The following is a 12,921-nucleotide window of genomic DNA, read 5'->3' on the forward strand; positions in this document are numbered from 1 at the left end:
GCCGGCTAATCGCGAGGTGGCGGTAATGTGAAGGAACGCCGGTTCGACACGAGGATATCGAGGATTTCTGCTGATTCGGTACCGGCTTTGCTCCGCATTATTTCACTTCTCTGCGACCTCTGCAGTCATTTGACCAGCAGAGGAGTCGATGATGCTGAAATCCAATGAAGACCTGATCGCCGAGCTCAAGGCCGTACTGGCCGGCCAGCGCTATCACCCGAGGACGATCAGTAACTATTGCGGGTGCGCGCGCAGATTCCTCGATTATCTCGAACGGCGGGAAATCCAGGTTGAGAACGTGACCGAGGCGCTGGTGCCGACATACATAAGCCATGCGAGTGGGATGTTGCGCAAACGCCATGGTCGATCAGGGCCACACCAGCACCCGATCCCGCGCGCCGGAATCCACGCGCTGCTGGGGCTTGTGCAGGGCCAGTGGCCACCCCCTCCGAAAGCGGCCTGCGCCGCCGAAGCCGAGCGATTTGCGATCTGCGACGAATACGAGATCTGGCTTCGTGAGGCGCGAGGCCTCGCCCCCGCCAGCATCGAGGCTTTGATCTGGGAGGCCCGGCACTTCCTGACCTGGCAGTTCAGGCGGAACGGTGACAATAGCCTGACGAGCCTGAGGGTCGACGACATCGACCGCTATATGGACATGCGCGCGCCGAAGCTGACACGCAAATCGTTGAGCGCCGTCGCGAACCGCTTGCGCTCTTTGTTGCGGCATCTGCACCGGGTCGGCCGTACCGCGATCGACCTGTCGCCGCATGTCATCGGTCCGCTGATCTACGCCTATGAGGGGGTGCCCTCGATTCTGGAGCGAGATCAAGTTGCCGCCGTCCTGAAGGCTGCGGGAAAAGACAGGACACTGAGGGGGTTGAGGGACCATGCGATTCTGCAACTGCTCGCGACCTATGGCCTGAGGTCGAGTGAAATCTGCAACCTGCGGCTTGATGACATCAACTGGCGGGCGGAATCGATCCGCATCCGGCACACCAAGACCAAGGCCTGTTCCTTCCTGCCCCTGATGGAGCCGGTCGGCGAAGCAGTGCTTGCTTATTTACGTGCGGGGCGGCCGGCGATCGACGTCCGGGAAATCTTCATCCGCGCGCGTGCACCCTATCGCAAGCTCAGGATGTTGGACAAGATGGTACGGCGCCGACTGCGCCAGGCCGGTATCAAGCTGCCGGGCAAGAGCGGTGCCCATGTCTTCCGACATGCACGCGCGGTTGAAATGTTGCGCGCATCGGTCCCGCAGAAGGTCATCGGTGATCTGCTCGGGCACCGGTCGGCGGAGTCCACGGTGCCCTATCTCAAGCTTGCCACCGAGGACCTCAGGACCATCGCACTCGACGTGCCGGGAGCGGAGGTGCTGTCATGACAACATGGCCCGATCCCGAACGGCAGTTGATCGCGCGCTATCTGGCAGGCCTTAGCCTGCGACACCCCGACAGCTGCGCCTCTTACAGGCAGGTGCTGAACAGCTTCCAGGACGTCGCTGAATGCCATGCCGAGCTCGGCAAGGATGTTCTGGTGGCCTGGCTGCAGACATTGTCGGACCATTGGATGGCGACGACGCTGCTGAACCGCACCCGCATCATCGATCGGTTCCTCGATCACCTTCTGAACATCGGAGCGATCGAGCGCAATCCCGTCACCGCCTTGTGCGAGGCATGCAATATCAAGCGATGTCGGCCGGTCTGGCGCGCACTGGCGTCGCATGACCCCGAACAGGCCCTTGCCGAACTACGCCAGCCCAAGCCGTTCGGCAGCACGCTGGGCGGGATCATGGCCGAGCACGTCGCGCTGATGCGCAACAGAGGATACAAATACACCTCGCAGCCCGCATGGTTCTTGCGGTTCGATCGGTTCCTGCAGTTGAATCCTGCGTTGCAGGATGAACCGATCGAGGTGATGCTGGAGCATTGGAAGAAGGCAAAAACGACACTCAATCACGCTGCGGAATGTGAGAAACTGGAGCGGATCCTTGCGAGGGTCCTGCGCCATAAGAATCCGTCGCTCCCGCCGCGCCGCCCGGACCCGCGACCGCAGAAGGAATTAGCGAAGCAGTGGCGCAAGCCTTACATCTATACGCCGACCGACATACGGCAGATGCTCGATATTGCTCGTTCCTATCCTTCGCAACGGGCTCCGCTGCGTGCGGCGAGCATTCGTGCCATGCTTCTGCTGGCCTATTGCGCGGGGCTTCGTCGTGGCGAGCTTGCCCGTCTCGATCTTGGTGACGTTGACTTCCGCGTCGGCACAATCACGATCCGGCAGACCAAGTTCTACAAGACGAGGATCCTGCCGTTGTCTGACAGCGTGATCGCCGAGCTTCGGGCTTATCTCGATGCGCGGCAGCAGGCCGGTGCACCGCAGGATCCGCACTCCGCCCTGCTCTGGCACGAGGGGCGCAACGCCCGCTATACAAAGCAGGTCATCGCCTTGTTGCTCGTCGACGTGATCCGCCGAGCCGGGCTAAAGCCGCCAGAAGGGCGAATGGGTCCCCGTCTTCATGACCTGCGCCACTCGATGGTCGTGCACCGTATCCTCGAATGGTACCGCTCGGGTATCAATCCGCAAGACCGGCTGCCCTTCCTCGCGACATATCTTGGCCATAAGGATATCCACTCCACCCTCATCTACATCACCGTTACACAAGACCTGCTGCATCTTGCGAACGAGCGGTTCAGGGCCGTAGGCGCGCCATGCCTCGATCTGGGGCAGGAGGTGCGGCCATGAACAAGGCGAACGCGTTCCCGGATTTGATGCGTGCGTTCTTCCACGAATGGCTCGTCGAGCAACGCAATGCATCGGTCCACACGGTCCGGTCCTATCGTGACACCTGGCGGCTGTTCCTGCGGTTCGCCGCACAACGCGCGGAAAAGAAGGTGGCGGTGATCACACTGGCCGATCTGACTGCCGGCGGGGTGGCTGCCTTCCTCGGTCACGCCGAGCACGACCGCGGCGGTACGATCGGCACGCGCAACTGCAGGCTTGCCGCGATCCGCAGCTTCTTCAACTTCGTCGCAACCAAGGATCCCGCATCGATCGCTCAGTGCGTGGAAATCCTTCACATCCCAGTCAAGCGGGCGCCGGTGTCGGAACCCTGTTATCTGGACCCAGCGGAGGTAGCAGCGATCCTTGCCCAGCCAAACCGCTCCACACTCGAAGGCATACGCGATCATGCACTGCTCTCGTTCCTCTACAACAGCGGGGCACGGATACAGGAGGCTCTCGATCTGTGTCCCAGGGCGATCCGGTTCGATAGCCCAAGTTGCGTTCGTCTTACCGGCAAGGGCCGCAAGGAACGCATCTGCCCACTCTGGCCGGAAACCGTGCTGTTGCTGAAAAAGCTGCTGGAGCGACAGCCGCGTGCATCGGACCAGCGGCTGTTCGTCAACCGCTATGGCGAGCCGCTCAGCGCATCCGGCGTTCGGTTCAAGCTTGCGGCCTATGTGAAGGCGGCGGCCGAAACCACGCCAACGTTGCGGACTAAGCATGTGACGCCGCACAGCTTCCGACACGCCACCGCCGTACACCTCGTCTCGGCGGGTGTCGACGTCACTGTTATCCGTAGCTGGCTTGGTCATGTGAGCCTCGACACCACCAATCACTATGCCAGGGCCAATCTGGAAACGAAGCGAAAGGCGCTGGAACAGGTCAGTGCTCCGCAATCGGCACGACATCCCCCGTCGTGGAAGCGGGATACGAGCCTGCTCGCCTGGCTCGACACGCTCTGAAATAATGCGAAGGAACGTCAATCAAAAACAGTATCAATCCCGCATCCGGCGGCGTTCCTTCACATTACCGCCACCTCGCGATTAGCCGGTATCCTGCACGCCGATTGTTGCAACGGCTTCGAGCCGCTGTTCGCCCCTCAGAAAAAAGTACTGCCGATTACGCCGGCATTTTGCTTATGCCACGGGCGGCGGGGCTTCGTCGAGCTGGCTGACATCGAGCAAAATGCTCGGGACGCAAGAAGGGCAAACGTATCTCTCCGATCACGCTGGAGGCGGTCAAACGCCTCGATGCGTTGTTCGAGATCGAGCGCGCCATCAACGACCGCGCCGCCATCATGCTGACGATTATCACGACCCCTGTCGCCTCAACGACGTCGGTAGGGTCGAGGGCTGGCGCGCCGCACGGCCATGCATTCGTGGCCATGCACGTTTCCGGCCCCCTCCACCTCGCACGCAGCATGCAGATTTCCCGCACTGCGCGCCCCCATTTGCGTCAGTTCAAGGGTTATGGGACCTATCATGTTGGTGCGACTTTCGTCGTGTCGTATTTCACCCCGTAGTCATTGAACAGCTTCAGGGTCTTGTACAACCACGAACTACTCCACCGCGCCCAGCAGAAGCCCTGTCGTTTCCGAGCATGCGCCATATGGCGCCTGACCTTTCTCTCTATCCACTCTTTGACGTAGCGGAAGCACTCGCTTGAGTGCCCAACCGCGAAGTAGTTCACCCATCCCCGGAGCTTCGGATTGATCAGGTTTATCACCCTGTCGATCGGTTGCGACCGGTGTCGGCGAAACACCTCCTTCAAGTCCCGCAAAAGCGCCGTCCGCTTCTTGAGCTTGGGCGTATAGTGCGGCCGCATCCTTCCGTGCAAGCTGCGGAGATAGCGGAAGTCGAACCCCAAGAAAGCCGAAGCTCTCGCCTCGTTCCAGGTCGATCATGCGACTCTTCTCGTCATTGATTTCCACCTGCAGTTTGGCAAACTCCTCCCGCAACCGTTTGGTCACGGCTCCGATCAGCCAGTCATGACGTTTGTAGGCGTCGATCAAGATCACCAGATCGTCAGCGAACCTCGCGTATTCGATACGGGTGTGCTTGCTCTCGCGGGTGACGTCCCGGGCTCGCTCAAGCATCTTGTCCACCTCATTGAGGTAGATATTACTGAGCAACGGCGAGATCACACCCCCTTGAGGAACGCCTCTCTTGCCCGAGGCTTTCAGCATCGTCTTCAGCAGATGCATGATGTCCGCGTCATCAACCCGCTGCGCCACTTTCTTCAACAGCCGGTCATGCCGGACATTGTCAAAATAGGCCCGCAGATCAAAGTCGAGCACCCGCGTCTTCTTCTGGACGATCGCTTCAGCTACGCGCTTGATTGCGCCATGTGCTGTCCGCTTGGGACGATATCCATACGACCCCGGTTGGAAGTCTGCCTCGAATACAGGCTCGAGGATAAGCTTGAGCGCACCCTGAACCACCCTGTCCCGGATTGCCGGAATCGACAAAACGCGGACTTTGCTGCCCCCGTCTTTCGGTATTTCCCGCTTGCGGGCCGGGAGTGGCCGATAGGTCCGCCCGGTCAGTTCGTCCCGTAGCTGCTCAAGCAGAGCCTCCACGCCTTGCGCTTCAATGGCCTCGAACGTCACTCCGTCTATTCCCGGAGCGCCGTCGTTTTCTTTCGCCATCTCATACGCTTCGCGCAGCGTCTCCATCTTGCAGACGTGGACGTATAGACCCCAGAAACGCCAAGACGGTTCAGCCTTCGCCTTGACGTATAGTCTCCTCCTCAGGTCCTGCAAATCAATGGACACCTTTGTCATCTCGTCCTTGCCTTCCTTATGTCAGAGACTTGCAAATGGCAGGGCCCCTTCGCTCCGCGAACATTACTTCGCCTCTCAGCTACTACGAACCCGGCCGCAGCCCTCTCGTCTTCGGCCGATTTCCCGGTGTCGCCGGTTATACGACCTACCTTCTTCCGCCGATTTCTCGTCGGGACGAGGAGGGTTTCTCCAGTTGCTTCGCATGTCCTTGTCACCGTGCTGTCGCTTCCACCCCGCCAAGGTGAGTAGCCGTGTCAGTCAGTCTTCGGCTGCCCATACTGCCTTCGCCCTTGGGATGCAGGCTCGGCCCTCGGTTACACAAGCTTTCGAGGCCACAACGCGTTCTCTTTTGATACGGCCCGGTGACTCGTAATCTCCCTCAAGGAGACTTTGTCGATAGGCTTCAAAGGTTCTGTTTCCATCTCCTCTGCTATCCGAACTACAGGGCTCTGACTTTTGCCCTGGCAGGACTGTCTCCTGCTGAACATGCCAGCCTTACCTGGACACACATCCCAAGGCCTGGCTCGCCGACGTCCTCGCCCGCATCGCCGATCTTCCCGCGTCACGTCTGCACGAACTGTTGCCCTGGGAATGGAAGCTCCTGCGCCAAGCCGACAAGCCCGCCGATCAGCGGGCCGCCTGACCTTCGCACAACGCCATCATAGATCTCGCCGTGCCAGCGCGTATGTCAATCAGGCGGTCTTCGTCGTATGTACTGATGTAATAGGCCTGACTCCTGACCTCCGCGGCCACGATCAGATCAAAGAGCGCACGCGAAACGCCATGCAGGTCGAGCATGTCAGCCAAGGCTCCGGTGGTTTTTGGAAGGAACGAGAGGTCAGGTAGCCGGCGATCCGGCGACAGGCGCGGCTACAAGCTTAGAAATCGCCGAAGCGTTGTTAGGGCAGGCCGCAAGTGCTAAATCGAGCTCATTGGTGGGCGAGCATCACCTCGTAAGACGGGTACCTTGACGGCCTGGTCCTCAAGAGGATTGATGAACGAAGTGACGGATCATACCTGATGAATTTCATATTTGTGGCAGCCCTCATTGCGGGAACGGCCTATTTTCTTTTCCGAAACCGCACCTTCGATCTGTTCGCGGTCGCATTCGGAGGCTGCGCCTTTTATTTTCTCCCGCTCCTCATCGGATCCGTCCCCGACTGGAATGCCGAGGAACCGTTAAGCAATCACATCCCACTTTCGCCTGGAGCATATTGGATCGGTATCGGCATCACCGTGGCCATCATCTGCGCCGCAGCCGTTTTCGACAGCAGATCGCCTCAATATAAGACTACCAGATCTTTGCCTCAGCCGAGCCTGGCGAACTGGTATCTTCTGGTTTCGTTTGTCGCGCTGGTCGGAGCGGCGCGGTCCGGCCGCCTTCTCGAGCTCAACAAAACGGTCCTGCTATCGCAACTCGGCTATTGGTTCGCGCTGTTCGAGACGAGCGCGGGACTGGCTTGGATCGACGCCTTCTTCTTTCGCCGGCCTGTCCAGCTGATTCTTGCGACAGCGCTTCTGGCCGTCGATCTCGTTCTGGGCTTCCGGATGATATCCGTGATGGTCTTCATTGCGTGCACGATGCTCGCGCTTCACCGCCAAGGACGCATAAATCTCTGGCGGAAACTTCCCTTCGTGGGTGTCGCCGTCGTCACCATGTTCGTGTTCATGGTAACGGTCAATTACTTCCGCGGCATTGCCCTGCCCAGACTTGGCATGGTCTATACCGAGATCCAAACTTCCCCCTCCGCCGAAAGCAACGAGAAGCCAAGCATCACTGCGCCTCAGCCTAAGCAATATCTTCACCCACCCGAGACAGTCTTCACACTCCTTCCTGGAATGCTGGGACGATTGGAACCATTCGTCACCCAGGCAATCCTGTCGGAGACGACACGCCAGAGTTTGACCTGTACGCCGGGCCGGATCGCCAAATCGATCGCTCTTGTCGTTCCCTTCGCAGGGAGATTTATTACGCCGCCCACACTTTTCGAAAGCGAATACAAGCCCACTCTGTTTCCTCATCAGTGGGCCGGAATGGCCGGAAACATCTGGGCTGAGATGTTCTGTGAATATGGCTATGGCGGCGTCGTGATGGAGACGGCCGCCGTCCTGCTGGCTCTGCTCGGATTTCAACTCTTGATCTTCCGTGCGACCGCTCCATCGGCCATTCCTGCGCTGGCGTTATGCGGCGTGTTCCTTGCGTTCTACGTCCATCGAAACGACATGCTGTTCGAACTCCTCTTGGTTAGGCGTCCGTTGATCGTTTTCACCGCGGTGTGGATCATCGAATATTTGCGGCGCCAAGTCTTTGGCGCCGGGAAGGTAGCCCACCAGGGCACTGGAGCCGAATAGGAGAACGCTCGTCGGTTCCCTATTAATTAAAGCCAATACTTCTGCGGCGAATTGAGCTTCTGCCACCGTCTGCCATTCGATCGATCATCGATGACCCGCTGGCGCCAGCGGCTTGGCGAAGAACAACTCGTCGTGCTGATCCAGGAAAGTCTGTCGGTGGCGCACAAGACCGGAGCCATCGGTGCCAAGGACCTGGAGCGAGTGGTGGTCGATACCACGGTGCAGCCCAAGGCCGTTGCGCATCCGACCGACGCGCGGCTGATGCATCGAGCCATCATCAAGCTCGTTGGGCTCGCCAAGCGCAACTGCGTGCCGCTGCGCCAGAGCTATCTACGCTTGGCCAAGCGCGCCGCCATCATGGTTGAACCAACGCTAACTAACCGAGATCCGCCTCGGCGGAACATGCGTCCCTGCCGGGACGGAAGGTGTTGGCAATCTCGAAGTCGTCCCTGCGGGCGATACGCACCGCGCTCTTCACATCGGGATGCACACCTCTTGAACGCCATCATGCGGCGCTCCTGCCTAGAGATGACCGCGGAAAGAACCATGAACCCGGCAGTGGATCATTTTTGGCTATCGGGGTTGACACCGTGCCCGCGATTAAAGCACTGACGACTAATTATCGGCCGTGCTTTCGAACGGTCGCATGACAATGAATGCGAGATAGCAAAGCAGCGCGACCCACCAGGGAAACAGCTCAATGACGAACCAGTATGGATCACCATACATGACGAGCGCAGCCAAGATTACCAGCCACGAAAATCGGAAAACCCAATCACCGTAAGTGCTTGAAGGAAGGACGCCTTCAAGATTCTTGGCCACCCATCCAAAGCCGAACGACGTTAAGACCACGCCGACGACGCCGAGGCTATACCAGCCAAACGATACTAGATCGACGGGAATTCCCCATTCGACGTCGCCCACCTGAAAACGCGTATTCAGTTCGACGAGTTTTGGCGGCAAGTGATCTCTGAGCGGAACAAGTCTCTTCGGCACCAGTTGAAGGAACGGCAAGACTAGATCCGCAAACCATCGATACCCGACGGTCCCCGGAACTTTCTGCACGGTGGTTAAGACGTTAACGATCGGGAACGCAAACTCGAGACCGAGCGAGATGACGGGGTTCGGCAAATGTACCCGAGTCTTGAGTCGGTCGATGCGTCTCGCGTCCTGAGCGGACGGCCGAACCTCGGCAGATAGCTGATCATCTTGCGGTCCGCCTAACGCCGGAGGTGGACCTCCTGGGGCGATGACGATAACGGACATCGGCCGCGTCATCTCACCGGCGGCGAAGATAGTACCGAAAATCAGAACGGTGGAGCACACATTCAGAAGCTTCGTCCGCAATGTCGATGATTTGCGCATCACCCACATGGCAAGAAGGATCGGAGCGACATAGGCGATCAGGACCAGGCGCCCCTGAAAGAAAACTACAATGCAAAGGGTCAAGAAGGTCGCTGCGGCGGTCAATCCCCAAGCAAATGCGCCGCGCTTACGTGATGCAAATTGCATCAAGAAAACGGAGCCCGGAATCACGAAAAACGCGAGACGTTTGACAAATGCGAACTGCGCCAGAGGCCCGACGTCCGGAGTGCCCTTTCTTAGTTCCCAGACATTTTTGAACGCAGAATTCGGCCCTCCCACAACCTCCAGATAGAAGCAATACGAAACCAGACCAATCACCATAAAGACAAGCCCGAGGACCAGATACTTTCTGGTGTCATCCTCTCTCTGCCACACAAAGAACCTTCGATCGGGGCCAACCAAGTAACCGGCCGCGATAGACAGATACGAAATGCTCACAAGACACGCCGCCCACACGTACGGCGCATCTTCTGCCGGCAGGCTCCTCATCCAGACAAACTTGGAGAATGCGGGCGCGCTCGGTGGCGCAAGAAAGAGAATGATCGGAGCAACGAAGAACACCAGCACAAATGCAGCGGATATCGCCGATAAGAAATCGAAGCGAGACGACCTCCGGAATTCAATCAAGGCAGCGAGGATAGGCAAAAATAATGATAAAACGAAATAGCTGTTCAACGTCACCCCCCGAGAACGCTAGTAGTCCTATAGGCAAGAACAAGCCTGCGAGCAACGCGTTCTGCCCCCGACAGGTGGAAAACTGTCTTCGGCATGATCAGGTTGCCCCCATATGGCTTGGCTGATATTGCTGAAGGTTTTCGTAGAGGAACAAAGACGTACCCAAAGAGGGGCGGAACTCAGAAACTAAAGCCGATTGGTCCATCAACTAGTTTACTAGGCATCGCCATGACACTTCTTGTCATCGTCACGCTCCTCGAAGCGCGAGAGAACCTGCAGTTCCTGGAAGCATTTGTGCGATGATGCGCCAAGCCCCTACGGTCCGCCCGCGTTGTGATGCCCGTCGCGGAGATGGAGCATGGCGTCGGCACGTCAACGATCACGTCATCATCGTAGACCTTCATTCCGGCAACACTAGTCAGCAGGACGCGGTACGCCATACGTCATCTACTACGTGCCGGTGTGTTGACGATCGTGTTTCGCCCAATTTTGATCGGCGCGGCCTTCTGCGAAACCTTGATCCCGCTCTTATAGGTCGCAGAACTGAGGTGCCCCCTCAGTCGGTGATGACGTTCCCCTCTATCTCGAGGTTGTTGCTCGCATTGAGCGGACCGATTTCCACGCCGGCGCCGGACAATCGGTTCAACGTGTTTCCTTTCATCTGCATATTCTTTAAGTAAGCGCAGGTGACGCCAACCCTGATTCTTGCCGACGAACCTTCGGCGTAGGCGTCGTGACAGCGTTGACGTTCCGACATACGATCGACGATCCGTCGCGCTTCCGATCGGCCTCGACAGTCGGTGCATATCTGGGTCTTACACCTCGCCGCCATCAATCCGGCGAGACCAATATGAACGGCAAAATCTCGCGTTGGGGCGATCGACTTCTACGAACTTATATTACTTGTTCGAAGCCGCGACCGTTCTTCTCCATCTGACGAAGAAGTGGCGCTCCCTCAAGGCCTGAGGGACAAAGCTCGCGAAGCCGATCGGCATGAAGAAGACGAAAGTTGCCATTGCCCGCAAGATCGCCGTCATCCTTCACTGCATCTGGGTCGATGGAACTGCCTTCGAATGGGGACATGCCCAAGCAACCTGATTTTATCTGCAAGTTCCTGACCCGGTCCGCCGGGTTCGCGAAGTCCCGCTGGGATGGTGGTTGTGACGACCTCGCTCATCCGGCTGGCGGCGTCTCGGCCGCACCCCGCTGCAGACGTTGAGACATTCGCCCCCGAACATCATCGTGATGGCGCGATTCGCGACCTCGGAAAGAACCTTGCCTCCAGCGACGGACCAACCGACCAACCTGATCGAATTGAGATTTACAGCGACCGACCACCGCCATCAGCTGGCGATCGACCTGCCAGCCACGCTCGTCCCATCTCCGCAACCCCGACCCGCTCCGACGTGCCGAACGCTACGATCTTGCCGGATGGTTTCAAGAAAGGAATTGACATCGATCCGCAATTAACGGGCCGGATGACACCCGACATACTCGCATAGTGCTATCAGCTGAGAGACGGCTCACGGACGCTTCTCGCGACGTTCTCTCTGCGTGCGTTGCGACCTATTGTCGCTTTAGTCGCATTGTCCATAGCTACGTTCATGGTGAAGCCGAGCTCACCGATCACTCCAGCAATGATCCTGTTAGAGCGGCAGCGGCGCGCGGCCGACGCTGTCATAGGCAAAGCCGTGCGCGGCCATGTCCTCGGGGCGATAGATGTTGCGCAGGTCGATCACGACCGGCTGCTTCATGTCCGCCTTCAAGCGCTCGAGATCGAGCGTGCGGTACTGCACCCATTCGGTGACCACGACCATGGCGTCGGCACCCTTGGCGCACTCATAGGCATCGTCGCAATACTCGATGTCGGGCAGCTCCTTGCGGGCCTGCTCCATGCCGACCGGGTCATGCGCACGCACCCTGGCGCCCATGTCGAGCAGGCCGGTGACGAGCGGGATCGACGGCGCCTCGCGCATGTCGTCGGTGTCGGGCTTGAAGGTGAGGCCGAGCACCGCGACGGTCTTGCCGCGCAGGCTGCCGCCGGAGAGGTTTGCGACCTTGCGCGCCATCGCGCGCTTGCGGATGTCATTGACGCCGAGCACCGCCTCGACGATGCGCAGCTGCACATCGTGGTCCTGCGCGATCTTGATCAGCGCGCGGGTGTCCTTCGGGAAGCAGGAGCCGCCGAAGCCGGGGCCCGCATGCAGGAACTTGGAGCCGATGCGGTTGTCGAGCCCGATGCCGCGCGCGACTTCCTGCACATCGGCACCGACTTTCTCGGAGAGATCGGCGATCTCGTTGATGAAGGTGATCTTGGTCGCGAGGAATGCGTTGGCGGCGTATTTGATCAGCTCCGCGGTGCGCCGCGCCGTGTACATCACCGGCGCCTGGTTCAGCGACAACGGCCGATAGACATCGCCGAGCACTTTGCGTCCGCGCTCGTCCGACGTGCCGACCACGATGCGATCGGGGAATTTGAAGTCGCGGATCGCGGCGCCCTCGCGCAGGAATTCCGGATTGGAGGCGACCACGACGTCGACCGCGGGATTGGTCTCGCGGATCAACCGCTCGACCTCATCTCCGGTGCCGACCGGCACGGTCGACTTGGTGACGACGACGGTAAAGCCCTTGATGGCCGCAGCGATCTCGCGCGCGGCGCCGTAGACATAAGTGAGGTCGGCGTGGCCGTCGCCGCGCCGCGACGGCGTGCCGACCGCGATGAACACCGCGTCGGCCTCAGCGACGGGTGCCGCCAGATCGGTGGTGAACTCGAGCCGCTTGGCCTTCACATTGGCTGCGACCAGCGCGTCGAGACCGGGCTCGAAGATCGGGATCTCGCCCCGATGGAGCGCTGCGATCTTGCTCGCATCCTTGTCCACGCAGGTCACATGGTGACCGAAATCCGCAAAACAGGCGCCCGATACCAGCCCCACATAACCCGTGCCAATCATGGCGATGCGCATGAG

9 protein-coding genes and 5 pseudogenes are annotated in these 12,921 nt (G+C 59.2%); 8 read left to right on the top strand and 6 right to left on the bottom strand.

Annotation, left to right across the window (positions count from 1 at the left end; translation table 11 throughout):
- Positions 1-151 precede the first annotated feature (151 nt).
- The 4 genes and pseudogenes from AS156_RS28330 to AS156_RS41240 all read left to right on the top strand — a co-directional run.
- Complete coding sequence (locus AS156_RS28330; protein WP_066510110.1) at positions 152-1,381, top strand: site-specific integrase; 1,230 nt, start codon at positions 152-154, stop codon at positions 1,379-1,381.
- 26 nt (positions 1,382-1,407) lie between these two features.
- Entirely contained in the window at positions 1,408-2,742 is a 1,335-nt protein-coding gene (locus AS156_RS28335) for a tyrosine-type recombinase/integrase (protein WP_245313059.1), read from the top strand.
- The gene (locus AS156_RS28340) at positions 2,739-3,743 is read left to right on the top strand and encodes a site-specific integrase (protein ID WP_066510107.1); all 1,005 of its coding nucleotides are present in this window, start codon (positions 2,739-2,741) and stop codon (positions 3,741-3,743) included. Before AS156_RS28335 ends, AS156_RS28340 begins: the two co-directional genes overlap by 4 nt.
- Before the next feature lie 87 nt (positions 3,744-3,830).
- A pseudogene (locus tag AS156_RS41240) lies at positions 3,831-4,075 on the top strand (IS66 family transposase); the annotation flags it as partial.
- 185 nt (positions 4,076-4,260) lie between these two features.
- On the opposite strand, the gene AS156_RS46115 reads toward AS156_RS41240, so the two are convergent.
- Both AS156_RS46115 and AS156_RS28345 read right to left on the bottom strand, forming a co-directional pair.
- On the bottom strand, positions 4,261-4,605 hold the full coding sequence (locus AS156_RS46115) for a group II intron maturase-specific domain-containing protein (RefSeq protein ID WP_430641819.1): 345 nt from the start codon (positions 4,603-4,605) through the stop codon (positions 4,261-4,263).
- A gap of 43 nt (positions 4,606-4,648) precedes the next feature.
- Positions 4,649-5,563 (bottom strand): annotated as a pseudogene (locus tag AS156_RS28345) (reverse transcriptase domain-containing protein); the annotation flags it as partial.
- Positions 5,564-6,065: 502 nt separating this feature from the next.
- Between AS156_RS28345 and AS156_RS41245 the strand changes: the two are divergent.
- Positions 6,066-6,206, top strand: a pseudogene (locus AS156_RS41245) (transposase domain-containing protein); the annotation flags it as partial.
- On the opposite strand, the gene AS156_RS43055 reads toward AS156_RS41245, so the two are convergent.
- Entirely contained in the window at positions 6,191-6,361 is a 171-nt protein-coding gene (locus AS156_RS43055) for a hypothetical protein (RefSeq protein WP_160331155.1), read from the bottom strand. The pseudogene AS156_RS41245 and the gene AS156_RS43055 sit on opposite strands and share 16 nt — an antisense overlap.
- A 222-nt stretch (positions 6,362-6,583) precedes the next feature.
- On the opposite strand from AS156_RS43055, the gene AS156_RS28350 reads away from it, so the two are divergent.
- Both AS156_RS28350 and AS156_RS41250 read left to right on the top strand, forming a co-directional pair.
- The gene (locus AS156_RS28350; RefSeq protein ID WP_066511623.1) at positions 6,584-7,915 is read left to right on the top strand and encodes a hypothetical protein; all 1,332 of its coding nucleotides are present in this window, start codon (positions 6,584-6,586) and stop codon (positions 7,913-7,915) included.
- A 33-nt stretch (positions 7,916-7,948) separates the two neighbouring features.
- A pseudogene (locus AS156_RS41250) lies at positions 7,949-8,278 on the top strand (IS5/IS1182 family transposase); the annotation flags it as partial.
- Positions 8,279-8,530: 252 nt separating this feature from the next.
- On the opposite strand, the gene AS156_RS28360 reads toward AS156_RS41250, so the two are convergent.
- Both AS156_RS28360 and AS156_RS42405 read right to left on the bottom strand, forming a co-directional pair.
- Complete coding sequence (locus AS156_RS28360; protein ID WP_136626474.1) at positions 8,531-9,955, bottom strand: hypothetical protein; 1,425 nt, start codon at positions 9,953-9,955, stop codon at positions 8,531-8,533.
- A 556-nt stretch (positions 9,956-10,511) separates the two neighbouring features.
- Entirely contained in the window at positions 10,512-10,712 is a 201-nt protein-coding gene (locus tag AS156_RS42405; protein ID WP_136626475.1) for a hypothetical protein, read from the bottom strand.
- Between AS156_RS42405 and AS156_RS41255 the strand changes: the two are divergent.
- Positions 10,677-11,053: pseudogene (locus AS156_RS41255) on the top strand (transposase); the annotation flags it as partial. The gene AS156_RS42405 and the pseudogene AS156_RS41255 overlap by 36 nt on opposite strands.
- A 548-nt stretch (positions 11,054-11,601) precedes the next feature.
- Here the strand turns inward: AS156_RS41255 and AS156_RS28365 are convergent.
- The gene (locus AS156_RS28365; protein WP_066511629.1) at positions 11,602-12,918 is read right to left on the bottom strand and encodes a UDP-glucose dehydrogenase family protein; all 1,317 of its coding nucleotides are present in this window, start codon (positions 12,916-12,918) and stop codon (positions 11,602-11,604) included.
- Positions 12,919-12,921 lie beyond the last annotated feature (3 nt).

The organism is Bradyrhizobium macuxiense (assembly GCF_001542415.1).
GTDB classification, from domain to species: domain Bacteria; phylum Pseudomonadota; class Alphaproteobacteria; order Rhizobiales; family Xanthobacteraceae; genus Bradyrhizobium; species Bradyrhizobium macuxiense.

Coding starts and splice junctions, on each gene's coding strand:
- AS156_RS28340 (WP_066510107.1), top strand. CDS start 2,739: ATGAACAAGGCGAACGCGTTCCCGGATTTGATGCGTGCGTTCTTCCAC.
- AS156_RS46115 (WP_430641819.1), bottom strand. CDS start 4,605: ATGCGGCCGCACTATACGCCCAAGCTCAAGAAGCGGACGGCGCTTTTG.
- AS156_RS43055 (WP_160331155.1), bottom strand. CDS start 6,361: ATGCTCGACCTGCATGGCGTTTCGCGTGCGCTCTTTGATCTGATCGTG.
- AS156_RS28330 (WP_066510110.1), top strand. CDS start 152: ATGCTGAAATCCAATGAAGACCTGATCGCCGAGCTCAAGGCCGTACTG.
- AS156_RS28350 (WP_066511623.1), top strand. CDS start 6,584: ATGAATTTCATATTTGTGGCAGCCCTCATTGCGGGAACGGCCTATTTT.
- AS156_RS28365 (WP_066511629.1), bottom strand. CDS start 12,918: ATGCGCATCGCCATGATTGGCACGGGTTATGTGGGGCTGGTATCGGGC.
- AS156_RS42405 (WP_136626475.1), bottom strand. CDS start 10,712: ATGTCGGAACGTCAACGCTGTCACGACGCCTACGCCGAAGGTTCGTCG.